The sequence below is a fragment of the Mesorhizobium sp. M0077 genome, assembly GCF_040322955.1.
GTDB lineage: Bacteria > Pseudomonadota > Alphaproteobacteria > Rhizobiales > Rhizobiaceae > Mesorhizobium.
The window spans coordinates 46,500-69,554 of record NZ_JAMYUL010000002.1; the positions used below are offsets into that span (position 1 = coordinate 46,500).

The 23,055-nt window shown below is 62.5% G+C and carries 27 protein-coding genes; 8 read left to right on the forward strand and 19 right to left on the reverse strand.

The genetic code is table 11. From position 1 onward, the window contains the following. Positions 1-35: 35 nt before the first annotated feature. Positions 36-962 (forward strand): LysR family transcriptional regulator, encoded by a 927-nt coding sequence (locus tag NKJ57_RS04370; RefSeq protein WP_352512576.1) that lies wholly within the window; start codon positions 36-38, stop codon positions 960-962. A gap of 33 nt (positions 963-995) precedes the next feature. Here NKJ57_RS04370 and tsf read toward each other — a convergent pair whose 3' ends face one another. The 5 genes from tsf to NKJ57_RS04395 all read right to left on the reverse strand — a co-directional run bounded on the left by tsf (position 996) and on the right by NKJ57_RS04395 (position 4,753). Further along, entirely contained in the window at positions 996-1,916 is a 921-nt protein-coding gene (gene tsf, locus NKJ57_RS04375; protein WP_023684688.1) for a translation elongation factor Ts, read from the reverse strand. Positions 1,917-2,024: 108 nt separating this feature from the next. Then, on the reverse strand, positions 2,025-2,813 hold the full coding sequence (rpsB, locus tag NKJ57_RS04380; RefSeq protein WP_023671022.1) for a 30S ribosomal protein S2: 789 nt from the start codon (positions 2,811-2,813) through the stop codon (positions 2,025-2,027). A gap of 177 nt (positions 2,814-2,990) precedes the next feature. After that, on the reverse strand, positions 2,991-3,491 hold the full coding sequence (locus NKJ57_RS04385; protein ID WP_352512577.1) for a LysE family translocator: 501 nt from the start codon (positions 3,489-3,491) through the stop codon (positions 2,991-2,993). A 108-nt stretch (positions 3,492-3,599) separates the two neighbouring features. Beyond that, positions 3,600-3,878, reverse strand: a complete 279-nt coding sequence (locus NKJ57_RS04390) for a DUF4031 domain-containing protein (RefSeq protein WP_023671020.1) — start codon at positions 3,876-3,878, stop codon at positions 3,600-3,602. Between the two features lie 44 nt (positions 3,879-3,922). Beyond that, on the reverse strand, positions 3,923-4,753 hold the full coding sequence (locus NKJ57_RS04395) for a cell envelope integrity EipB family protein (RefSeq protein WP_023724373.1): 831 nt from the start codon (positions 4,751-4,753) through the stop codon (positions 3,923-3,925). A gap of 138 nt (positions 4,754-4,891) precedes the next feature. Between NKJ57_RS04395 and NKJ57_RS04400 the strand changes: the two genes are divergently transcribed. The 5 genes from NKJ57_RS04400 to NKJ57_RS04420 all read left to right on the forward strand — a co-directional run bounded on the left by NKJ57_RS04400 (position 4,892) and on the right by NKJ57_RS04420 (position 9,108). Beyond that, positions 4,892-5,356 carry a RidA family protein gene (locus NKJ57_RS04400; RefSeq protein ID WP_023684686.1) on the forward strand — a complete coding sequence of 155 codons (465 nt, stop codon included), beginning with the start codon at positions 4,892-4,894 and terminating at the stop codon, positions 5,354-5,356. A 14-nt stretch (positions 5,357-5,370) separates the two neighbouring features. After that, a complete protein-coding gene (locus tag NKJ57_RS04405) occupies positions 5,371-6,099 on the forward strand; it encodes a glycerophosphodiester phosphodiesterase (RefSeq protein ID WP_352512579.1) in 729 nt (242 codons plus the stop codon). Positions 6,100-6,154: 55 nt separating this feature from the next. Beyond that, complete coding sequence (locus NKJ57_RS04410; RefSeq protein ID WP_352512581.1) at positions 6,155-7,369, forward strand: GNAT family N-acetyltransferase; 1,215 nt, start codon at positions 6,155-6,157, stop codon at positions 7,367-7,369. A gap of 96 nt (positions 7,370-7,465) precedes the next feature. Next, positions 7,466-7,894 (forward strand): HIT family protein, encoded by a 429-nt coding sequence (locus NKJ57_RS04415; protein WP_352512582.1) that lies wholly within the window; start codon positions 7,466-7,468, stop codon positions 7,892-7,894. A 278-nt stretch (positions 7,895-8,172) separates the two neighbouring features. Beyond that, on the forward strand, positions 8,173-9,108 hold the full coding sequence (locus NKJ57_RS04420) for a phosphatase PAP2 family protein (RefSeq protein WP_352512583.1): 936 nt from the start codon (positions 8,173-8,175) through the stop codon (positions 9,106-9,108). 99 nt (positions 9,109-9,207) lie between these two features. On the opposite strand, the gene clpA is transcribed toward NKJ57_RS04420, so the two are convergent. The 4 genes from clpA to NKJ57_RS04440 all read right to left on the reverse strand — a co-directional run bounded on the left by clpA (position 9,208) and on the right by NKJ57_RS04440 (position 12,959). Then, positions 9,208-11,697: an ATP-dependent Clp protease ATP-binding subunit ClpA gene (gene clpA, locus NKJ57_RS04425; RefSeq protein WP_352512584.1), complete on the reverse strand. Its 2,490-nt coding sequence runs from the start codon at positions 11,695-11,697 to the stop codon at positions 9,208-9,210. A 6-nt stretch (positions 11,698-11,703) separates the two neighbouring features. Further along, positions 11,704-12,030, reverse strand: coding sequence for an ATP-dependent Clp protease adapter ClpS (gene clpS / locus NKJ57_RS04430; RefSeq protein ID WP_023671012.1), 327 nt, complete (start codon positions 12,028-12,030; stop codon positions 11,704-11,706). A 276-nt stretch (positions 12,031-12,306) separates the two neighbouring features. Further along, positions 12,307-12,636, reverse strand: coding sequence for a phasin family protein (locus NKJ57_RS04435; protein ID WP_352512585.1), 330 nt, complete (start codon positions 12,634-12,636; stop codon positions 12,307-12,309). Next, a complete protein-coding gene (locus NKJ57_RS04440) occupies positions 12,633-12,959 on the reverse strand; it encodes a hypothetical protein (RefSeq protein WP_352512715.1) in 327 nt (108 codons plus the stop codon). The genes NKJ57_RS04435 and NKJ57_RS04440 overlap by 4 nt, the downstream gene beginning before the upstream one ends. A gap of 17 nt (positions 12,960-12,976) precedes the next feature. On the opposite strand from NKJ57_RS04440, the gene NKJ57_RS04445 reads away from it, so the two are divergent. Continuing rightward, the gene (locus NKJ57_RS04445) at positions 12,977-14,371 is read left to right on the forward strand and encodes an SPOR domain-containing protein (protein WP_502882099.1); all 1,395 of its coding nucleotides are present in this window, start codon (positions 12,977-12,979) and stop codon (positions 14,369-14,371) included. A 46-nt stretch (positions 14,372-14,417) separates the two neighbouring features. On the opposite strand, the gene NKJ57_RS04450 is transcribed toward NKJ57_RS04445, so the two are convergent. The 4 genes from NKJ57_RS04450 to NKJ57_RS04465 form a co-directional block, all read right to left on the reverse strand. Then, positions 14,418-15,116, reverse strand: a complete 699-nt coding sequence (locus tag NKJ57_RS04450; RefSeq protein ID WP_023742449.1) for a DnaJ domain-containing protein — start codon at positions 15,114-15,116, stop codon at positions 14,418-14,420. Beyond that, positions 15,116-15,847 carry a VWA domain-containing protein gene (locus tag NKJ57_RS04455; protein WP_352512588.1) on the reverse strand — a complete coding sequence of 244 codons (732 nt, stop codon included), beginning with the start codon at positions 15,845-15,847 and terminating at the stop codon, positions 15,116-15,118. The genes NKJ57_RS04450 and NKJ57_RS04455 overlap by 1 nt, the downstream gene beginning before the upstream one ends. Positions 15,848-15,949: 102 nt before the next feature. After that, positions 15,950-16,387 carry a DUF1489 family protein gene (locus NKJ57_RS04460; protein WP_023815779.1) on the reverse strand — a complete coding sequence of 146 codons (438 nt, stop codon included), beginning with the start codon at positions 16,385-16,387 and terminating at the stop codon, positions 15,950-15,952. A gap of 78 nt (positions 16,388-16,465) precedes the next feature. Further along, entirely contained in the window at positions 16,466-17,869 is a 1,404-nt protein-coding gene (locus NKJ57_RS04465; RefSeq protein WP_352512589.1) for an L-serine ammonia-lyase, read from the reverse strand. 272 nt (positions 17,870-18,141) lie between these two features. Here NKJ57_RS04465 and NKJ57_RS04470 point away from each other — a divergent pair, with 272 nt between their 5' ends. Continuing rightward, positions 18,142-18,885: a DUF599 domain-containing protein gene (locus NKJ57_RS04470; protein WP_023671004.1), complete on the forward strand. Its 744-nt coding sequence runs from the start codon at positions 18,142-18,144 to the stop codon at positions 18,883-18,885. Here NKJ57_RS04470 and NKJ57_RS04475 read toward each other — a convergent pair. The 6 genes from NKJ57_RS04475 to NKJ57_RS04500 all read right to left on the reverse strand — a co-directional run bounded on the left by NKJ57_RS04475 (position 18,834) and on the right by NKJ57_RS04500 (position 23,013). After that, positions 18,834-19,631, reverse strand: a complete 798-nt coding sequence (locus NKJ57_RS04475) for a YdcF family protein (protein WP_023693431.1) — start codon at positions 19,629-19,631, stop codon at positions 18,834-18,836. The genes NKJ57_RS04470 and NKJ57_RS04475 overlap by 52 nt on opposite strands. Positions 19,632-19,638: 7 nt before the next feature. Next, positions 19,639-20,169 (reverse strand): hypothetical protein, encoded by a 531-nt coding sequence (locus NKJ57_RS04480; RefSeq protein WP_023693430.1) that lies wholly within the window; start codon positions 20,167-20,169, stop codon positions 19,639-19,641. A 1-nt stretch (position 20,170) separates the two neighbouring features. Further along, complete coding sequence (locus tag NKJ57_RS04485) at positions 20,171-21,736, reverse strand: amidase (protein WP_352512590.1); 1,566 nt, start codon at positions 21,734-21,736, stop codon at positions 20,171-20,173. Then, positions 21,736-22,191, reverse strand: a complete 456-nt coding sequence (locus tag NKJ57_RS04490) for a GNAT family N-acetyltransferase (protein ID WP_023671000.1) — start codon at positions 22,189-22,191, stop codon at positions 21,736-21,738. Before NKJ57_RS04490 ends, NKJ57_RS04485 begins: the two co-directional genes overlap by 1 nt. A gap of 7 nt (positions 22,192-22,198) precedes the next feature. Beyond that, positions 22,199-22,486 carry an Asp-tRNA(Asn)/Glu-tRNA(Gln) amidotransferase subunit GatC gene (gene gatC / locus NKJ57_RS04495; protein WP_352512591.1) on the reverse strand — a complete coding sequence of 96 codons (288 nt, stop codon included), beginning with the start codon at positions 22,484-22,486 and terminating at the stop codon, positions 22,199-22,201. A 110-nt stretch (positions 22,487-22,596) separates the two neighbouring features. Beyond that, positions 22,597-23,013 carry a hypothetical protein gene (locus NKJ57_RS04500; RefSeq protein WP_352512593.1) on the reverse strand — a complete coding sequence of 139 codons (417 nt, stop codon included), beginning with the start codon at positions 23,011-23,013 and terminating at the stop codon, positions 22,597-22,599. Positions 23,014-23,055 lie beyond the last annotated feature (42 nt).

Genomic DNA, 23,055 nt, shown 5'->3' on the forward strand with positions numbered 1-23,055 from the left:
AATTGTTCGCAAGGACTATGCGATATCATGCACGAATGGACCGGGATCTGCTCAGCCATTTGCCTGTCATCGTCGCCGTTGCGCGACGCGGCGGCTTTGCGCTTGCCGCGGCCGAACTGGGCATGTCCCCATCCGCCGTCAGCCATGCGGTGCGCCTCGTGGAGGAGCGGATCGGCCAGCCGCTGTTTGCGCGCACCACGCGCAGCGTCTCGCTGACGGAAGCCGGCAAGGCGCTGGTGGACACGGCAGCCCCTGCCCTCCAGGATATCGCCGACCGGATGGACCGCATCCGAGCCATCAAGGGCCGGCCCTCCGGCTTGCTCAGGTTGAACGTTCCCAACATCGCCGTTCCACTTGCCGTCACTCCCGTGGTCGCCGCGATGGCTGAACGCTATCCTGATGTGACCATCGAATTGCTCACCGACCAGGGGCTGGTGGACATTGTCGGCGAGGGTTTCGATGCCGGCATCCGGCTGGGCGAGATGATCGCACAGGACATGGTCACGGTCCGGCTGACGCCGCCATTCAACGCCGTGATCGTCGCCTCCCCCGCCTATGTCGGCCGGCATGGCCGTCCGCGCAGTGTGGCGGATCTTTCGGACCACAATTGCATCGGCTACCGGCTTGTGCGCTCCGGCGCACTCTATCGCTGGGACCTGACCGAGGACGGCAAGGATGTCGTGGCCGAGACGAAGGGTACGGTCATCGTCACCGATTCGCTGGCCGCGATCGACCTTGCGCTTGCCGGCGTCGGGCTGACCTATGTGTTCGAGCCGCTGGTGCGCGCGGAATTGGCAGCCGGCCGCCTCGTTCAGATCCTGCCGCAAACGGCGATCGAGGAGCCCGGCCTCTTCCTTTACTTCCCGCGCAGGGCGTCGACGGCGCCAAAGCTCAGGGCCTTCATCGACACCGCACAAGAAATCGGCCGAGCATCCTTGCGGACACCCGGCCGAGTTGCCTGAGCTGAGAAGCCCTTTTCGGGGCTATTTTTAAAACTACTTCTTCACGGCCGCCGCGACTTCCGCCGCGAAATCGGTCTCTTCCTTTTCGATGCCTTCGCCCAGCGCAAAGCGCAGATAGGCGGAGATCTTGGCCGGAGCGCCGATGTCCTTCTCGGCATCCTTCAGCGCCTGCTCGACAGTGATGTCGGGATTGAGCACGAAGGCCTGCTTGAGGAGCACGACTTCCTCGTAGAACTTGCGCAGGCGGCCTTCGACCATCTTTTCGATGATCGCTTCCGGCTTGCCGGACTGGCGCGCCTGGTCGGCGAAGATCGCCTTCTCGCGCTCGACCGCTGCCGGATCGATCTGCTCGGCGGTCAACGCCAGCGGGTTGGTGGCGGCGACATGCATGGCGACCTGGCGGCCAAAGGCGTTGGCGGCATGCTCATTGCCCGTCGTCTCGATCGCGACCAGAACGCCGAGCTTGCCAAGACCATCGGCAACCGCATTGTGGACGTAGGTTGCGACAGCACCGTGCGGGACGGTGAGCTTGGCCGAACGGCGGAAGCTCATGTTCTCGCCAATGGTGCCAACGGCGTCCTTGATGGTGTCAGTGACCGACTTGTCCGAACCCGGATACTTTGCGGCAGAGACAGCCTCCGTCGTGCCGTAAGCAAGCGCGACCTTGGCGACATTGCGAACGATCTCCTGGAACTGCTCGTTGCGGGCCACGAAATCGGTCTCGGAGTTAACCTCGACGATGGCGGCCTCGCGGACGCCGGAGTCGACGCCGATCAGGCCTTCGGCGGCAGTACGGCCAGCCTTCTTGTCGGCCTTGGAAATGCCCTTCTTGCGCAGCCAGTCGACGGCCTCTTCGATGTTGCCGTTGGTCTCGGTCAACGCCGCCTTGCAGTCCATCATGCCCGCGCCGGTCAAGTCGCGGAGTTCTTTGACCTGTGCAGCCGAAATGCTCATTGTCGCCTCTTTGTTTTAAATGCACCGACGCACCACCGGTACTCGGTGATGCGTCCGTCTAGCGTGCCAAATATGAGAATGATGAAGGCCGCAACCGGCCTTCGACTGTCAAGCTTCCGGAGCGTCCGCAGCCGGGGCCGGAGCCGGATCAAGCGCCGGTTCGACCGGAGCTTCGACCGAGGCGCCGATGTCGACGCCGAGCGCGCCCTGCTGGCGGGCGATGCCGTCGATGGCAGCCTTGGCGATCAGGTCGCAATAGAGCTGGATGGCGCGCGCCGCGTCGTCATTACCGGGGATCGGGAAGTCGATCTTGTCCGGATCGCAGTTCGAATCGATGATGGCGACGACCGGAATGCCGAGGCGCTTGGCCTCGAGAATGGCGATCGCTTCCTTGTTGGTGTCGATGACGAACATCAGGTCGGGCGTCGAGCCCATGTCCTTGATACCGCCGAGCGCCTTGTCGAGCTTCTCGCGCTCGCGGTCGAGGTTCAGGCGTTCCTTCTTGGTCAGGCCCTGGGCCTCACCGGCCAGCATCTCGTCGAGCTTGCGCAGGCGCTGGATCGAATTCGAGATCGTCTTCCAGTTGGTCAGCATGCCGCCGAGCCAACGCGAGTTGACATAGTATTGGGCCGAACGCTGTGCGGCGTCGGCGACGATGTCGGACGCCTGGCGCTTGGTGCCGACGAACAGCACGCGGCCGCCCTTGGCAACGGTGTCGGAAACCTGCTTCAGAGCCTGGTGCAGCAAAGGCACCGTCTGCGACAGGTCGATGATGTGGATGTTGTTGCGGGCGCCGTAGATGTAAGGCGCCATCTTCGGGTTCCAGCGGTGGGTCTGGTGGCCGAAGTGAATGCCAGCTTCCAAAAGCTGGCGCATGCTGAAATCAGGCAGTGCCATTCTTAGTTCCTTTTCCGGTTAGCCTCCACGGACACAGGCATTTTTGGACTTTGTCCTCGAACGCCACCGGAGGTTTCAGCCGGATTTCTCCCGGGCAGACACCAAAGTCCGTGTGTGGAATGAGCGCGCATATAGAGGGGAAGCGCTGCAAACGCAAGCGGTGAGGTGCTTCATCGCTCAGCGTGCGGCAATCAGCGCTCCGGTGCCGATCATGGCGCTGCCGGCGAACCGGTTAATCAGCCGCATGCGTCCGGGCGTCCTGAACCAGCCGGATGCCCTGCCCGCCAGCGCGGCGTAGATGCCCATGGTGAGAATATTGGCGCCGACGACGACTGCCACCACCAGCAGGCCGTCGGCAAACGTCATGGTGTCGAGGTTGAGGATCAGCGGCATGATCGAGGCGTGGAACAGGATCGCCTTCGGGTTGCCGAGCGCCACGGAGGCGCCAAGCAGGAACGACCGCGACAATCCGGTTTGGGGGATTCCTTGCGCAGCCGATTGCGCGGCCGCGGCCCGCCACATCTTGATGCCGAGGAAAATCAGGTAGGCCGCACCGGCGTATTTCAACAGGAGAAACACCCATTCGAAGGTCTGGGCCAGCGCCACCAGCCCGAGCAGTGCCAGGGTGACCAGCACGGCATCGCCGGCGGCAATGCCCATTTCCGGCGACGAACGCACGCAGGAAGCCGCGTGCCACGCCGTTGGTGATCACCGTGAACATCGCCGGTCCCGGCGTGGCGGCGGCAAGTGTGATGGCAAGGCAATAAGCCAAGAATGCCGTTAGCGTCACGATCGGCCCTTTCCGTTGGGTACCCGTACGCGCCTGAAGATCGCAACGATCTCCTCGCGGCTGCATTCGATGGCGCCGAGCCGCACCGCCCGGTCGCGCTCGAAGCCGGTTATGTCATAGTGCGGCGCCGATGTCCTGGGCGGCCCTTGGTAGGACGAACGCTTGACGCCAAGCTCGGCGGCGAAACGATGCAGTTCGTCCGTATCGTCGGCCATCAGGTGGCACCAGCGATGGCCGGCCCATTTCCAGATTGCCGCATCGACATAGACCGCCATCGGGAACTGCCATCAAGCCTGCCGTGGCCAGCGCCGCATTGTTGCTATTTCGAGACGGGGCAAGGCTTGGTCTGATCGAACAGCGACAGGTTGACCAGCTTTCCGGTCATCGAGAACTCGCCATAGTCCATTGTGAGGTCGCGGGTGATGCCGTTCTCGTGCAGCTTGAAGCTGATGCGGTATTCCGGCACCTCTTCGCCCGATTTGTCGGTCTCGTCGAAATAGGCGATGTCGACCGGCCAGTATTTGTCGCCTGCAAGCTTGGCCAGCGCCGGCGCTTCGGGGTCGGCCTTGTCGCCCTCGGCCTTCTTGCCGACGATGACGGTGGTGGTCATCACCTTGTTGGCATCCTCCGAACCGTCGAAAAGGCTGGTTTCGTAGAAATTCTCGCCCTTCTCGGCCTTGCCGATCAGTTCGACCAGATGCTGGGTCGGGAACTGGGTGGTGGCAAGTTCCAGGCTGTTCTTCTCGGGCTTGTCAATGTCGACTTTGAGGCCCTTGGTCTCTTTCGTGGCGGTGCCCTTGACCTCCTTGTCGAGGTTCTGGTCGACGAAGGATTTGGTCACGAACGAGAAGGTCTTGCCTTCGGCGTCCTCGAACGTGGTCGTCTGCTGGTCGGTCAGCCTGGTGTTGTCGCCGGTGGCGATCTGGGTGACGAAACGGAATTTTACCGTATAGCCCTCGCAGGGCGAGCCGTTGAACTCATAGACCATGCGGCCGGAAATCCCGGTGATGCCCGAGCGGTCCGACGCCTTGTCGAGGGTAAGATCGTAGACGGCGCGATGCGCCTGCAGCGCCGGCACGGCAAAGGCTGGAGCCATCGAGAACAGCACCGGAAAGAGAACGGCGTGGAAGGCAAGGCGCGTTGCGCGCATAAGGGGCTCCGATCGTCGCAGCTGATGGCAGGCCGCAGGTAAAGATGGTCCAGTTTAAAAAAAGTCGTGGCGGAAGCGAGGCAAAAATAGCAATTTCGGCCCGGCCAGCGCGGCGTCTCCAAGCAATAGGGAAATACCATGAGTGAAACAATCGAAAAGCGGCTAAGCGATCTCGGCGTGACAATACCTGCCGCCGCAGCGCCCGCCGCGAACTATGTGCCCTATTGCAGGTCCGGCAATCTTTTGTTCACCGCCGGGCAGTTGCCGCTCAAGGACGGCAAGCTGCAGGCAAGCGGCCTGCTCGGCCGCGACGTCGATACCGCAACCGGCAAGGAAGGCGCAAAGTACTGCGCAATCAATGTCTTGGCCCAAGCAAAAGCAGCACTTGGCGATCTCGAAAAAATCCAGCGTTTGGTCAAGATCACCGTCTTTGTTGCATCAGTGCCGGATTTCGTCGAGCAGCATCTGGTCGCCAATGGCGCCTCCGATTTCCTGGTCGCCGCCCTTGGCGAGCGCGGCAAGCATGCCCGCTCCGCCGTCGGCACCGCCTGTCTGCCGCTTAATGCCGCAGTGGAAATCGAAGCCGTCTTCGAGGTCGCATGAGCAGGACCAAGACAATGACCGACCTTTCCTGGCTGACCGCCCGCCCGGTGGCGCATCGCGGCTTTCACGACATGAACAAGACGCGCTGGGAAAACACGCTGTCGGCCTTCGCTGCTGCCGCCGAGCGCGGCTATGCGATCGAATGCGACGTGCATTTGTCGTCCGACCGCGTCCCCGTCATCATTCATGACGGCGATCTCAGGCGGTTGACCGGCCAGGACGGCTTCGTCTGGCAGCGCACGGCAGCGGAACTGGCGGCGCTCAGGATCGGCGGCACCAAGGACCATGTGCCGACACTTCAGGAGGTGCTCGACCTGGTCGACGGCCGCGTGCCTTTGGTGGTCGAATTGAAGGGCGTGCCCGGCTACGACGAGGGCCTGGTGGCGAGCGTCGGCAAGATGCTGGAGCGCTACAAGGGCAAGGCGGCGATCATGTCGTTCGACCACTGGCTGGTCCGCGATTTCCCCAGGGATGCGCCAGGAATTCCGGGCGGGCTCACGGCCTATGGCAAGGACAACCAGTTGATCGAGGCGCATTTCGCCATGCTGGCGCATGACCTCGCCTTCACCTCCTATGCCGCGGGCGATCTGCCGAACCCGTTCGTCAGCTTCGTGCGCGAAAGGCTTAAAATGCCTGTCATCACCTGGACGGTGCATGACCAGCCGGCGGTGGATCTCACCTTCAAATACGCCGACCAGATGACGTTCGAAGGGTTCGAACCCGATCTGGTCAAAGTCGCCTGATGGGAGTGCCTGAAACGTGACTTGTAGCGGCCCCGACAGAGCTTAAATAAGCCTCATGGATCAGGGTGACGAAGGCGATGGGCAAACGGCGAATGCGGAGTTCTCCATCCGCGTCGCCGCCGGCATCAATGCCTTCACATGCGACGAGTGGAACGGCTTTACCGGCACAACCCGCAGCGACACAGAAAACGGCTATAACCCTCTCGTTTCATATGCTTTTCTGAGCGCGCTTGAAGATTCCGGCTGCGCCGTGCGGCGCACCGGCTGGCAAGGTCATCATCTCAGACTGGAAAATGCCCAAGGCAGATTGCTGGGCGCCGTGCCCTGCTATCTCAAATCGCACAGCCAGGGCGAATATGTCTTCGACCACGGCTGGTCCGATGCGTTCGAACGCGCCGGCGGCAACTACTATCCGAAACTGCAATGCGCCGTGCCGTTCTCTCCGGTCACCGGCCCTCGCCTGCTGGTCAGCAAGGGCGAGGACAGCGCCATTGTGAAGGCCGGTCTCGCAGCGGGCCTGAAGGCGGTGACGGAAAAGCTCGGCGTGTCCTCCGCGCATGTCACCTTCGCCAATGAAAGCGACGTTGCAACGCTGGAAGCAGCCGGCTTCCTGCACCGCACCGACCAGCAGTTCCATTTCTTCAACGAAGGCTTTTCGACCTATGACGACTTTCTCGCCACGCTGGCATCGCGCAAGCGCAAGGCGATGAAGAAGGAGCGCCGCGAGGCGCTCGCCAACGGTATCTCGATCGACCGGCTGACCGGCAAGGACCTGACCGAAAGGGCCTGGGACGATTTCTTCGCCTTCTATATGGATACCGGCAGCCGCAAATGGGGCCGGCCCTATCTCAACCGCAAGTTCTTCTCGCTGATCGGGGAGCGCATGTCCCAGGACATCCTGTTGGTCATGGCCAAGCGCAATGGCCGCTATGTCGCCGGCGCCATCAACTTCATCGGCTCCGATGCGCTCTACGGCCGCAATTGGGGCTGCATCGAGGACCACCCGTTCCTGCATTTCGAAGTCTGCTACCATCAGGCCATCGACTTCGCCATCGAGCGCAAGCTGAAGGTGATCGAGGCCGGCGCGCAGGGTGAGCACAAACTGGCGCGCGGCTATCGTCCCGTGACCATGCATTCGGCGCACTACATCGCACATCCCGGCCTGCGCAATGCTGTGGCCGATTATCTCCGGCGTGAGCGGCGCGAGGTCGAGCGGATGGGCGAAATTCTGGAAGAGCATACGCCGTTCCGCAAGGATCTTGAGGAATAGCGATCCGCGCCTGCCCTCGCCTGACCATCTTACCTGACCATCTTGCCGGTCCAGGACAGCTTCGCTACACCGGGAGCATACTCCCGGAGCGCCGCCATGACCGAGGCCTACGACCCCAGCAATATCTTCGCAAAGATCCTGCGCGGCGAAATCCCCTCGCACCGCATCTACGAGGATGATGCCGTGGTCGCCTTCATGGATGTGATGCCGCAAGGCCCCGGTCACACGCTGGTGGTGCCCAAAGTACCGTCGCGCAATCTGCTCGATGCCGATCCGGCGACGCTCGGCCGGCTGTTCACCACGGTCCAGACGGTCGCGCTGGCGGTCAAAAAGGGTTTCGGCGCTGACGGGGTCACCATCCTGCAGTTCAACGAACCGGCGTCCGGCCAGACCGTCTACCACCTACATGTCCATGTCATCCCGCGGTTCGAAGGCATCGCGCTCAAGCCGCATACGGGGCAGATGGAGAAGCCCGAAGTGCTGACGGAGAACGCGGCGAAGATCCGAGCAGCGCTGAACGGTTGAGGTGGCGCGCGCCTCAGGGCGATGCGCTCAGCCACAATCCACCACGTCGGTTAGGAAAATATCAAACCACCCCGTGATAAAGTGCCGTACCGGGATGCGTTTGGGTTTTAAAAATCGTGGAACATTCGGTTGCGACATCAGAGCCGTTGGTAAAAGCAGCTGCCGGGCGGGCCTTTCTGCGCACCTTGGCGGACGCGTACCGGCGACACCGCCTGCTGCATGCGATGGCCATCGCTGCCCTGCTTTTGGCAGCCGCGGTCGGCCTGCGCACCGGAAACATGCCGGATTTCGGCGTGCTGGAAGACTATGCCCAATACCTTCTTTTCGCTTTCTGGATCGGTGGCTGCGCCTTCGCACTCGGCAGCTTTTTTCACCTTGCACTCATCAAGCGGGATCCCGAGCCGCTCGGCACTTTTCTGCGATCGATCGGCGGCGTCTTCGGCGACGCCGAGCGCAACGCCAACAGCCTGAATGGTCTGGCCGCGTGCATTGCGCTCATATCCGCTTTCGGTGTGTTGAAAGGCGCGGTCGCGATCCTTTCGCCATTCGCATGGGATCACGCATTGGCTCAGGCCGACCGGGTGCTGCATTTCGGCCGAGCGCCCCATGAATGGCTATGGTTTATCGTCCAGTCGCCGCTCGCCGTAAGATCGTTCAACCTGGCTTACAATTCCTGGTTCGTCGTCCTTATCGCCTCGGTCTTCATCGCTTGCATCACGCGCAGGGACACGAAGCTGCGTCACCAGTTCCTGATGAGCTTCATGCTCGTGTGGATACTGGCGGGTTTTTTCCTGGCGATGGGCCTGTCTTCGGCAGGGCCGTGCTTTTACGAGCGACTGGGGCTGGGCAGCGACTATCATTCCCTGATGCAAGCACTCGCCGCCGCCGATCGCATCTATCCGATCTGGGCGCTCAGCACGCAGGACCTTGTGTGGAGCGGCTATATCGGGGCGACGCCAGGCAGTCTCGGCATATCCGCCTTCCCGTCCATGCATGTAGCGATGGCGGTGCTTTTCGCGCTTTATGCAACACGCCGCTCACGGTTGGCCGGCCTTTTGATGTGGGCATTCGCCGCAATCATCATGGTCGGCTCGGTCGTCCTTGGCTGGCATTATGCCGTGGATGGCTATGCGAGCGTTCTGATTTCGATCGCCATCTGGAAGGCGTGCGGGTACTTCCTGGGCAAGTTTGCACCCGAGGGCGTCGCCGCCTGACCTAACAACATCTGCCCTGAAAAGCAGGGGCGCTGTGTCGGCAAACCGGCCAGCCAATGAAAAAAGGGCCCGTCACCGGGCCCTTCATAGGCGAACCTTTCAGCTCTTGCGCGGCAGTTGCGGCACCAGGCTGCGCTTGCCGCCATCCTTGCCCTTGGGCTCAGGCTCGTCCTTGCCCTTGGGCTGAGGCTTCTGCGCCACCGCCTTCTTGGCGACGGGCTTCTTGGCCACCGCCTTGCGGGCTTTCGGCGTCTCTTCCGGCTCCTGCTTCGGCTGCACCGGGGCTTCGTCGGCCAGTGATTCGAGCTTCAGGCCGGTTTCGCCGGTTTCCTTCTTCTCGACGGTGACGCGCACCGTGCCGCCCTTCTTGAGCTTGCCGAACAGCACCTCGTCGGCCAACGGCTTCTTGATGTGCTCCTGGATGACCCGGCCGAGCGGCCGCGCACCCATGCGCTCATCATAGCCCTTGTCGGCCAGCCAGGCGATCGCGGCGGACGACAGGTCGAAGGTGACGCCCCGCTCGGAGAGCTGGGCCTCGAGCTGCATGACGAACTTCTGCACCACCTGATGGATGACCGGCACCGGCAGCGAGCCGAACGGGATGATCGCATCGAGACGGTTGCGGAACTCCGGCGTGAACAACCGGTTGATGGCCTCGACATCGTCGCCTTCGCGCTTGGTCGATCCGAAACCGATCGCCGCGCGCTGCGCATCGGATGCGCCCGCATTGGTGGTCATGATAAGGATGACATTGCGGAAGTCGATCTGCTTGCCGTTGTGGTCGGTCAGCTTGCCGTGGTCCATGACCTGCAACAGGATGTTGAACAGGTCCGGATGCGCCTTCTCGACTTCATCCAGCAAGAGCACGCAGTGCGGATGCTGGTCGACCCCGTCGGTAAGCAGACCGCCCTGGTCGAAGCCGACATAGCCGGGAGGCGCGCCGATCAACCGCGAGACGGTGTGGCGTTCCATATATTCCGACATGTCGAAGCGGATCAGCTCGACGCCGAGCGAGGCAGCCAACTGCTTGGCGACTTCGGTCTTGCCGACGCCGGTCGGGCCTGAGAACAGGTAGGAGCCGATCGGCTTTTCCGGTTCGCGCAGGCCGGCACGTGCCAGCTTGATCGCCGAGGTCAGCGCGGTGATGGCGGTGTCCTGGCCATAGACGACGCGCTTCAGCTCGATGTCGAGGCCTTGCAGCACCTTCTCGTCGTCTGCCGAAACCGTCTTCGGCGGGATGCGGGCCATCGTGGCGATCGTGGCTTCGATCTCCTTGATGCCGATCGTCTTCTTGCGCTTGGCTTCCGGCACCAGCATCTGCGAGGCGCCGGTCTCGTCGATCACGTCGATCGCCTTGTCCGGCAGCTTGCGGTCGTTGATGTAGCGGGCCGACAGTTCCACCGAAGCCTTGATCGCCTCGTTGGTGAACTTCACCTTGTGGAATTCCTCATAATAGGGCTTGAGGCCCTTCATGATCTCGATGGCGTCCTCGATGGTCGGCTCGTTGACGTCGATCTTCTGGAAGCGCCGCACCAGAGCGCGGTCCTTCTCGAAGAACTGGCGGAACTCCTTGTAAGTGGTCGAGCCGATGCAGCGGATGGCACCCGAAGACAGCGCCGGCTTCAACAGGTTCGACGCATCCATCGCGCCGCCGGACGTCGCACCGGCGCCGATGACGGTGTGGATCTCGTCGATGAACAGCACGGCGCCGGGATAATCCTCTAGCTCCTTGACAACCTGCTTCAGCCGCTCTTCGAAATCGCCACGGTAGCGGGTGCCGGCCAGAAGCGTGCCCATGTCGAGCGCGAAGATGGTGGCGTCCTGCAGCACTTCGGGCACGTCGCCTTCGACGATGCGCTTGGCCAGACCTTCGGCAATCGCCGTCTTGCCGACGCCGGGATCGCCGACATAGAGCGGGTTGTTCTTGGAGCGGCGGCACAGCACCTGGATGGTGCGGTTGATTTCGCTCTCGCGGCCGATCAGCGGATCGATCTTGCCGGCCTTGGCCTTGTTGTTGAGGTTGACGCAATAAGCCGTCAGCGCATCCTGCTGCTGCTTCTTCTTGCCGCCTTCCTCCTGCGGCTCGGCGCCGTTCTGGCCGCCCTGCTCGTCATCGGCGCCGCGCGGCGAGCGCGTCTCCGATGCGCCGGGGCGCTTGGCGATGCCGTGCGAGATGTAGTTGACCGCGTCGTAGCGGGTCATCTGCTGTTCCTGCAGGAAATAAGCGGCATGGCTCTCGCGCTCGGCAAAGATGGCGACGAGCACGTTGGCGCCGGACACTTCCTCGCGGCCGGATGACTGCACATGGATCACGGCGCGCTGGATGACGCGCTGGAAGCCGGCGGTCGGCTTGGAATCCTCATCGTAACCGGTGACCAGATTGTCGAGTTCGGTGTCGATATAGGTCAGAACGGTGTGCTTCAGCTCGTCGAGATCGACGTTGCAGGCGCGCATGACGGCGGCCGCCTCGGTGTCGTCGATGAGGGCGAGCAGCAGATGTTCTAGGGTTGCATATTCATGGTGCCGCTCATTGGCGAGCGTCAGCGCCTGGTGAAGCGCCTTTTCCAGGCCTTGGGAGAAAGCCGGCATGTTACCTCACTTCTTCTCCATCACGCATTGCAGCGGATGCTGATTCTGTCGGGCGAAATCCATGACCTGAGACACTTTGGTCTCGGCCACCTCGAATGTATAGACCCCGCACTCGCCCACCCCATGATTGTGAACATGAAGCATGATGCGTGTGGCGGCTTCGCGGTCCTTTTGAAAAAAACGCTCCAGGACGTGAACCACGAACTCCATGGGCGTGTAGTCGTCGTTGAGGATGAGGACCCTGTAAAGGCTGGGCTTCTTGGTCTTGGTCTTGGTGCGCGTAATGACGGCCGTGCCGCGACCGGCCTCATTGCCGTCGCCGTCACTTTGCATCCGCACCACGCTTCTCGTGGCAGTCAAACCTGAAGTCACGTAATCCTGCCTCTTTCGAATCCCCATGCGAGTTCGATATGTAGGTGTTCGATGGACGATTTTAAGCCCTTCTTGTTAGCTGACAATATGGCTAGGTGGGCAAACCGAGGGGATTTTCAAAATCGTGAACCGCCAAAGCCCCGGAATTGAAACCGGCATGAAAAAACCCGGCCGCGCATCCGCGACCGGGTCTGTTTTGCAAGCCCGAAAGGCCGTGCCTGGTATTCTCGAGCGAAATTACTTCGCCTTGGCGACAATCGATTCGAAGGGCTTGTAAGCCTCCTTGGCGAGATCGGCATAGAGATCGCCGAACTTGGTCGCCTCGGCAACGAAGCTCTCATAGCTCTGCTTGGCGAAGTCGGACTGGATCTCGACCGCCTTTTCCAGCGACTTGGCGGAGAACAGCTTTTCGACCGCGGCGCTGCCGGCTTCGAAGCTCTTCTTGGTGTATTCGCCAGCTTCAGCGGCGATCGCCTGCGCCCCCTTGGAGAGCGAGGTGAAGCTCTTCAATCCGGTATCGGCAAACTCCTTGCCGTATTTCGAGAAGTCCTCGTAGGTCTGGGTCATTTGACGTTTCCCTTGGCGTTTTGAAGCGCCCTTGCCTGAGCGCGATTGTGCAATGCACGAGAATATATTGTGCGCTGCACAAAAGTCAAGATTTCAGCGGCATCAGGCCGCGCTGCGCCGGCAACAGCTAAAATTCGAATAAAGAAAGGCTCAAGCCCGAGGAAAATGGTGAACGCGCCGGTTACCATAAACGGATTGGTAACGCTGGCTGCGATAGTTTGACGACAAGTGAGGTCGGATCCCTTTGCCGCCTCCAGGGCAATGAGTTTCAAAGGAACTATCAGTGCGTCAGGCGTTGTCGGTCTTTGGTTCAAAATCCGCATCTTCCCTCAAAACGATCATGATCCTCGCTTTGGCGATGTCATTTGTCGTTGCGGATGCCGCGTCCTCGATGGCCGCTAGGTCTTCGGCGATCGTCGTCGACGCCAAGACCGGCAAGGTGCTTTATTCGTCCGATGCCAACGGCCGGCGCTACCCGGCGTCGCTGACCAAGATGATGACGCTCTATCTGACCTTCGAGGCCATGGCGAAGGGCCGGATCAGCAGGAACACGCCCGTGCCGTTCTCGGCCAAAGCGGCGGCCGAACCGCCGACCAAGCTCGGCGTCAAGGCGGGCGGAGCGGTTTCGGTCGAGACCGCCATCCTGTCGATGGTGACCAAGTCGGCCAATGATTCGGCGACCGCGCTCGGCGAACTGCTCGGCGGCAGCGAAAGCAATTTCGCCCGCATGATGACCGCCAAGGCGCGCGCGCTCGGCATGGACGGCACCGTGTTTCGCAATGCCAACGGCCTGCCCGATCCCGGCCAGTTCACAACCGCCCACGACATGGCGATGCTTGGCATAGCGCTCAGGGAACATTATCCGCAGTATTACGGCTATTTCTCGCAGCGCTCCTTCCTTTACGGCCGCCAGCGCATCAATGGCCACAACCGTCTGCTCGGCCGCATCAAGGGCGTCGACGGCATCAAGACCGGCTATACCCGCGCCTCCGGCTTCAACCTCGTCTCGTCGGTTTCGGATGGCAACCGCCGCCTCGTCGCCGTCGTCATGGGCGGCACTTCGGGGCGCAGCCGCGACAACCAGATGGCCGGCCTGATCAACGCCTACATGCCGCGCGCATCGACCCGCGGCGGCGGCGCCCTGGTCGCCAAGGCCGGCGGCGACAATCCGGTCAAGGCGCTGGCCAAGGTCTTCCTGCCCAAGCATGACGCGCCGACGCCGGATGGCAAGCCGATCATTGAAGACGATGCCGTAGCGTCCAATGACGATCCGACATCCGCTGACGAGCAGTCCGCTGAAGGCCAGTCTGCCGACGAACAGACGGTGGCCGCGGTCGAAGAGCCCGCCCCCGTCGTCAAGACCAGGAAGGTCAAGACCGTCATCGTGACGGCGCCGAAGGTCGAAACTGCGCAGATTGTGGCTGCCTATGCCGAACCCACGCCTGTATCCCCACAGGCGGTCGACCCGGTCAACACGGCCTCGGTGCCGGCTGGTTGGGCGGTGCAGGTGGCGTCGTCGCCCAAGCAGTCCGAAGCCCAGGCTTTCCTAGACAAGACCGCCAAGCAGGCGCCCAAAGTTCTTGGGGCTGCTTCCGGTTTCACCGTCGCCTTCGAAAAGGATGGCGAGACCTATTACCGCGCCCGGTTCGGCGGCTTCCGCTCGAAGGACGCGGCCTGGAATGCCTGCAATGCCCTGAAGAAAAAGAAAATCGCCTGCTACGCCGTCCAACAGTAGGGCGGCGTCGGAACCATCTCCCGGAAATTTACTGCGTCGAAGGAGACTAGTTGTGATTGGAGAGCAAGACGTCCTTGGCTTCGTTGATCCGCGCCGCCAGGAAAGACGTGCCGCCGATGTCGGGGTGCAGGCGCTGCATCAGGCGGCGGTGCGCCTTGCGGACATCCGCCGCGGCGGCCCCCGCTTCAAGACCAAGGATCTTGTAGGCCTCCTCCTTAGTCATGGCGCCCGCACCTGGCGCAACACCCAGCCCTTCGCCACCGTTCGCCTCAGCGTCTTTGCGCCAGACGGGAAAACGGCCGTCAAGATACGTCTCTAGGAGTTGGCGGCTCTCCGGGTCGCCGGGGAGTTCGCGGTAAAGCTGCTGCAGCTCGGCTAGGCCCATCGCGCCCAGCATCTTGCCTTCATGACGGCCGGCCAGAACCAGGCCTTCAAGCCCGCCCGTATCGTGATCAAGCTCCATTTCCAGTGCGGCGGTCCGCACCGTCGAGCGCTTGCCGGGCGCCGGCCCGACCGACGGCCGCTTCATTCGCATCGAACCGTACCAGGCAAGGGCCGCGGCCAGGATGAGGCCGGCAATGCCTTCGCGCCCGACCACCAGCACGGCAAGGCCAACCAGCGCCAGAAGCACCGGCCCGAGCGTGCGCATGCCGCTTGCCAGTTTTTGCGCATCGGTACGGACAAAGATCGTCGCCGCGCCGAGCAGCACCAGAAACAGTGCAACAAGTGCAATGATAGCGCCCATCAATTCCCGCCGCCCCTGAGATGCTCGATCAGCAGCCGATCTCCCGGCCTGTCCCTTGCCTCGAGCGCCTTCAATCCACCCGTCGCATAGACGGCAACCGCCGAAAGCAGCCCGGCCAAGGTCGCGGCAGCCCGCCGATCAAATCGGAACCAAGCCCCTTTGGACAGCCGCGCAATCTCCTTGAACGCCTTTTCTGCGCCGGGATCATGGCCTTCCTGGAAGACGAAGACGGGAACGCCGTGCAGACCGAGGCCCCCGGCCTTCTGCGCCAGGTCGTCGATATCCTCTTCCATGGCGTCGCCGATATAGACCAGAGCATTGACCTTGGCCGCCGCCGTTTCCTTCAGCGCATGCGCCAGCACCTTGCCGATCTGGGTGTGGCCGGCACGGCAGTCGATCCGCGTCATCAGCTGCTTCAGGGCATTGGTGTCGGCGACAAAAGCCGACGAGCGGCACTCGCCCAACCCGCGAAAATAGGCCAGTTGGACGCTGAGAGTTCCGGCCTTGCCGACGGCGTCGAACATTTCGCCCTGCAGCTTGGTGGCGAGATCCCAGGTCGGCTGGCGGCTCATCGTTGCGTCGAGGGCAAGGATCAGCCGGCCCGTGCCGGTCGCGGACGCGACAAGCGTCCGGGCCTGACGGATGAAGGCGTCGATCTCGCCGGCATTGGATTGAGGCTTGACCGGCGCAGGATCGGCCCTTGCGGGCACGCGCTGCTTCTTGTCGCTCATAAGAATCAAGATGTGGCGTTGTCGGGCCCCTTGCAAGTCCAGCCTTGGACAAGATGGAGGGCCAGCGCTCGACGCTCTGGGAGAAGCGGCCGCGCCGTGGCCTTACAACAAGCCCAGATCGGCGAGCTCGCGCTTCAGTTTCGGCGGCATCTCGACCATTCCGGCCTTGCCCTTGCCGATATCGGCGGGCGCATCCGACGGTTTGAGATAACGCCAGCCCTGGAAGGCGCGGCGCGGCTGCCAGTCGGTGCGCACGACGTCGAGGTCGAGCATCAGGCGGCAACGGCCGATGCCTTCGTCGTCGGTGAAGGGCCTGATATCAGTGATCAGCTGGCGGCATTGCACGCTGCCCTTGATCACCCAATAAAGCGAACCGCCATCGGTCACCTCGGCGCCGCGCGCCGGCACCATGCGGGTGGTGTGCCAGTGCTCGGCGGGTTCGCCGGCGCGGCGGCGCTCATCGACGCGAAAGGCGATCCATTCTTCGAGGTCCTCGACGCTGTCGCAACCGACGCACAGTTTTAGGAGATTGAGTGCCATCGCTTAAGGTTTAGTCCGGCGCGCGATTGCGTCAACGGCCCTGCCCGACTTCTCCACAGTGCCAGTGGCGTTGCGCGGTCAGCATTCCACGACATTGACGGCGAGCCCGCCAAGGCTGGTTTCCTTGTACTTCTCGTTCATGTCGAGGCCCGTCTGGCGCATTGTTTCGATCGCGGCGTCGAGCGGCACGAAATGGACGCCGTCGCCTTTGATCGCCAGAGAGGCGGCGGTGACCGCCTTGACGGCGCCGAGCGCGTTGCGCTCGATGCAAGGCACTTGGACCAGACCGCCGACTGGATCGCAAGTCATGCCGAGATGATGTTCGAGCGCGATTTCGGCGGCGTTCTCGACCTGCTCGGGCGTGCCGCCCATGACGGCGCAGAGACCCGCGGCAGCCATCGCCGAGGCCGAGCCGACCTCGCCCTGGCAGCCGACTTCGGCGCCGGAGATCGAGGCATTGGTCTTGATGATGCCGCCGACGGCGGCCGCCGTGAGCAGGAAGTCACGGATGCTCGGCTGGTCAGCCTCGGGGTGGAAATGCAGCCAGTAACGCAGCACCGCCGGCAATGTGCCGGCCGCACCATTGGTGGGCGCGGTGACGACGCGTCCACCGGCCGCGTTCTCTTCGTTCACCGCCATGGCGTAGATCGACAGCCAGTCATTGGCCAGCAAAGGGTTGGGCTTGTTCTGCTGCCATTGCTCCTGCAGCTTGTCGTGCAGCATGCGGGCACGACGGCGCACTTTCAGCCCGCCCGGCATGATGCCGTCCTGCGACAGGCCGCGGTCGATGCAGCCCTTCATGGCGCCCCAGATCGCATCAAGGCCGCTGTCGAGCTCCTCGCGCGACATATGCGTCTCTTCATTGATGCGCTTCATGTCGGCGATAGACAGGCCGCTTTTGCCTGCCATCTTCAGCATCTCGACGGCGTTCTTGAAGGGATAGGGCACCTTCTTGCCTTCTGTGGTCACCGAGCCCTTGACCTTCATCCGCTGCAGCTCTTCCTCGGACACCACGAAGCCGCCGCCGATGGAATAATAGATGCGCTTGAGCAGCAGCCGGTCGCCGGCATCGTAAGCGTAGAAGGCCATGCCGTTGGCGTGGCCGGTGAGCGGCGTCTTGCGGTCGAGCACCAGATCCGTCGCCGGGTCGAAGCGATAGGAGGGATGGCCGCGTGGCGATATCCGCTTCTCGGCGGCGATGCGCGTGGCGATTCCCTCGGCCTGATCGGGATCGACCGTCTGCGGTGTCAGGCCAGCAAGTCCGAGGATAACGGCGCGATCCGAGCCATGGCCGATACCGGTATAGGCGAGCGAACCGTGCAGGCTGGCGCCAATGCGATCGACCTTGACGCCGGCCGGGCGCGGCCAGTCATCGCCGGCGATCTCGTCGAGAAACCGCCGCGCCGCCGTCATCGGTCCCATCGTGTGCGAACTCGACGGTCCGATGCCGATCTTGAACAAGTCGAAAACCGAAAGAAACACGCTGCGCCGTCTCCGGGAATGGGATCAAGACCTACATATAGGACTTTCCATGATGTTTGTGCTGTTTTGCGGATTGCGGCGCTGCACCTGCCGACCTTGTTTGCTCCGGCAGCGACATCACCGGCTGAAAGCGCGTCGCGCTGAAACGGATTCATGCGACGCGCTTTAAGTTCTTGTTTCAATGCATGTCGTTGTCCCAGAACCGCAGCTCACTTCTGGGCGGCATGCATTGGAGCATCGAACTGACCGCTTTGCCTGTGGTAAAAGGGGGCATGGGCGATTCCTTCCATCTGTCGACGGCTGATCTGGCGGCGCTGGCTTTCTTCCTGCTCGCATGGTTGCTGCATACGCTGGCGTCCGACGGCAGACTGGTCAGCCGGGTGTCGTTGACGATGGCCATGAACGTGCAGCGCGAGGCCTGGATGCGCACCATGGCCGAGCGCGAAATCCGCATCGTCGACACCGCCATCATGAGCGGCCTGCAGCAAGGCACCGCCTTTTTCGCCTCCAGTTCGCTGATTGCGCTCGGTGGCTGTTTCGCGCTGCTTGGCGCCTCGGATCAGGTTCTTGCCGTGCTGAACGACCTGCCGTTGAACGCGACCTCATCGCGCTCCGCCTTTCAGATCAAGGTCTTTGGCCTGGTGCTGATCCTGGCCTTCGCCTTCTTCAAGTTCGGCTGGGCCTACCGTCTCTTCAACTACTGCACGATCCTGATCGGCGCGGTGCCGATCCCCTATGGCGAGGCGTCACGCAACCCGGTCAGCGAAACGGCGGTGTGGCGCGCGGCGCGCATGAACATGCTGGCCGGCAAGCATTTCAATTCAGGCCTGCGCGCGGTGTTCTTCTCGATCGGCTATCTCGGCTGGTTCGTCGACCCGATCGTGTTCGTGCTGTCGACGCTGCTGCTTCTGGCGGTGCTGGTGCGGCGCCAGTTCTTTTCAGCGGCGCGACAAGCGGTGATCGGTCAGCCGCCCGGGCCGGGGAAAAGCTGGTCGATCCGGCCCGATAGCCAATAGGCGGCGAGCCCGATCCATTCGCGGATCGCCATGGTCGTGGTCTGCAGCGAATCGGGTGCGTTGTCGCGAAACAGGCCAAAGCCTTCCTTGCCCGAGGTGCGATAGTCGACCGGCCACGGGACCGTGTGAAAGCCGGCCTTGTCGAACAGCGCCTTGGCGCGCGGCATGTGGAAGGCGGAGGTCACCAGCAGCCAGGTTTCGCCCGATTTCGGCGTTACCAGTTCCTTGGTGAAGACGGCATTCTCATAGGTGTTGCGGGATTTGCTCTCGAGCATCAGGCGATCGGCGTCGACGCCAAGCGCACCGAGCAGCCGCGGCGCGGTGGCCGCATCCCCCTCGCCATCGATGAACAGTTCACCGGTGCCGCCCGAGATAACCACTTTCGCCTCGGGAAAGCGCCGGGCAAGGATCGCCGCCTCCACCATGCGGTCGCCGCCGGAATTCAGCTCATAGCCGCCGCGCGCCAAGTTGATGGCGCCCTCGAAGCCGCCGCCGAGCACGACAATGCCGTCGACCTTCCGCGGCAGCGGCGGCTTTGGGAAGCGCTCTTCGAGCGGATTGAGCATCATGGCGCCAAGCGAGGTCCAGGCCGACAGCGCCAGAATCAGGAAGGCGAACACACTGCCCGTCGCCGCCAATCGCCGGCGGCCGATCAGCGCCGCGAGCAAGCCGGCAAGCAGCAGGAAGATCGCCAGGTTGAGTGGTTGGACGAAGAACCAGAATACCTTGGAGAGATAGAAGAACATTGCCTGCCTATCTCCAGCTCAAATTGTGACGGCCGGTGAAGTGCTCGACCGCACTCGCTACCGCTTCCGCTTCGAGGCGGCTTAACTCCCTGCCGAAAACAAGGACGCCGTTCGCGTTGGTTAAGCTGATGACTTCCGACAGTCCCACTTCGTCCGTGGGATAGGTATGGTCGAGGATTTCGACCCTAAGATGCCCTTTCAAAGGCAGTGACCACCGATTTCGCAAGGAACCCCTCACCGAGCGCACGGCTGCGGTGTCGGTCAGCCGCAGGGTTTCCCTGCCGAACACCCGCCAGATGAAATCCTTGCCCAGGAAATAGGTGAAGAGGGCAATGACCGCCACGAAGGACAGCAGGCCGAGCGTGCCGCTGGTGAGCGTTGCGGACGACATATCCGTCAATCCCATGTAGCCGGTGTAGGCGACAATCGCGGCCCCGATCAGGACAAAGACTGTCCTGAAATCCGAGGTGCGTGGCGGGTTCGCGATCAGCAGTTCGTTTCCCGTCTCGACGATGGAAATGCGAGACGGAGGCGGCATGCTACCACCACTTCTCCGGCTGGAAGGTTCCCGCCGCCTGCTCGATGACGGCGGCTGTCTGGAACAGGGTTTCCTCGTCGAAGGGACGGCCAATCAGCTGCAGGCCGAGCGGCAGGCCCTTGGCATCGAGGCCGGCAGGCACGGCAATGCCCGGCAGTCCGGCCATGTTCACGGTCACCGTGAAAATGTCGTTGAGGTACATTTTTACCGGATCGGCGGCCATGTCCTCGTCGGCGATGCCGAAGGCGGCCGACGGCGTCGCCGGCGTCAGGATGACGTCGACGCCGTCGGCAAAAACCGTCTCGAAGTCGCGCTTGATCAAATTACGCACCTTTTGCGCCTGCAGATAGTAGGCATCGTAATAGCCTGCCGACAGCACATAGGTGCCGATCATGATGCGACGCTTGACCTCCCGACCGAACCCGGCGGCTCGGGTCTTTTCGTACATGTCGACAATGTCCTGGCCTGGCACGCGCAAGCCATAGCGGACGCCGTCATAGCGCGCCAGATTGGACGATGCTTCGGCAGGCGCTACGATATAATAAGCCGGCAAAGCATACTTGGTGTGCGGCAGCGAAATGTCGACGATCTCGGCGCCGGCATCCCTGAGCCAGGCAATGCCCTTCTGCCACAGCGCCTCGATCTCTTCCGGCATGCCGTCGACGCGGTATTCCCGGGGAATGCCGACCTTCATGCCCCTGATCGGTTTGCCGATCGCCGCCTCGTAATCCGGCACCGGCCGGTCGACGGAAGTGGTGTCCTTGGCGTCGACCGAGGCCATGGACTTCAGCATGATCGCGGCATCGAGCACGTCCCGGGCGATCGGGCCGGCCTGGTCGAGCGACGAAGCGAAAGCGACGATGCCCCAGCGCGAGCAGCGGCCATAGGTCGGCTTGATGCCGACGGTGCCGGTGAAGGCGGCTGGCTGGCGGATCGAGCCACCCGTGTCGGTGGCGGTGGCGCCGGCGCACAGGAAAGCCGAGACGGCCGAAGCCGAGCCGCCCGAGGAGCCGCCGGGCACCAGTTGGGCATTGTCCAGCGTGCGCGCGGTCTTGGTGCCGCCGGCCGAAACGAAACCGCCATCACCCTGATGCGTGGTCGGCATCACCACCGTGTCGAGGCGCGAGCGCCGCCACGGATTGACGACCGGGCCGTAATAGGAGGTCTCGTTGGACGAGCCCATGGCGAACTCGTCCATGTTGAGCTTGCCCAGCATGACGGCGCCGTCTGCCCACAGATTGGCGGTGACTGTCGATTCGTAGCGCGGCTTGAAGCCGTCGAGCACATGGCTGCAGGCCTGGGTGTGGACACCTTCGGTCCCGAACAGATCCTTGATGCCGAGCGGGATGCCCTCCAGCGCACCGCCCTCGCCCTTGGCGAGCCTGGCGTCGGAAGCTTTGGCCATATCGCGCGCCTTGTCGCCGGTGACGACGATGTAGGCATTGAGCACCGGATTGGCGCGCTCGATGGCACCGAGATAGGCCTCGGTGATTTCGACGGCAGAAATCTCCTTGGCGCGCAGCTTGGCGCGCGCCTGCGAAATTGTCAGATGGGTCAGTTCGCTCATCAAAGGCTCTTTTCGTAAAACACCGACCACTCGGAATCGGGATAATCCAGCACCGGCCCGCAGCGCGAGAAGCCGGCGCGTTCATAGACGGTCCAGGCGGCGGGATGGCGGTCTCCGGTTTCCAGCACCAGACGCTTCAGCCCTTCGCTGCGCGCCAGCGTTTCGACATGTTCGACGATCTTGGCGCCGATCTTCCTGCCGCGATGCGAAGGCCGCGTGTACATACGCTTGACCTCACCGACGCGGGCATCATGGCGCTTCAGCGCGCCGCAGCCGATGGCTTGCCCGTCGTCGCGGGCGATAAAGACGGTGGTGTCGTCGCCAGCCATCTGCTCGACCGTCAGATGGTAGCAATGCTCCGGCGGCGTCAGTTCGAGCAGAGCCGCGTTGAGCTCCTCGACCAAAGCGCGGACATCGTCCTGCAGCGGCGTTTCGATCGCGATCTCGATTGCCATCGGCCGCCTACTCCACGACCTTCGGCACGAGGAAGAAATTCTCGTCAGTGGCCGGCGCATTGGCGACGATATCGGCGGCCTTGTTGCCGTCGGTGACGATGTCTTGGCGCTTCTTCATCACCATCGGCGTCACCGATGTCATCGGCTCGACGCCGGAGACATCGACCTCGTTCAGCTGCTCGACAAAGCCCAGAATGGCGTTCAGCTCGCCGGTCATGCGCTCGGCATCCTCCTCGCTCACCGCAATGCGGGCGAGACGCGCGACGCGCTTCACAGTTTGCAGATCAACGGACATGTCTTTAGCCTTTGGGAAAACCAGATGGCGCTATAGCGGCGTGGCGCGTGCCGCGCAACATCGATCGTGCTTGGGGATAGAGCCCGTTCATGCCAGGGCGGCATTTCAGCCTAGGGCAGCGATACACCCTCGCACAGATAATAGCTGCCGCCATTGCCGGCCTGCTCGCCTTCGTCGGCGGTCGGGCGCACCGAGACGATGTCGATTTGGGTCGCGTTCATTTGCGTGATCGACAGTATATCTGGAAAGAGAAAGCCCGGCTCCTGGCAGATGGCAGTGACCGCCCAGCTCGGCGAGCGCGTCGCCTTGGTGACCTGGACGAACTCGCAATGATACTCGACGCTTTGCAGGCCGTCCGCCGACAAGATGACATTGCCGGTGTCGATCAGCGTCTGCAGCGTGTCCTTTTTGGCTTGCGCGCAAAGCTCCTGGGTCTGGAGGTAAACGCCCTTGATGAAGTCCTCGGCGGCGGATGCGGGCGACGCAGCGACCAGCATCGAAACGCAAAGAGTCTCTCTCAAACCCATGGTTTAATTCCCCTTTGCGACAAGGGATCGTTTCAACGATCG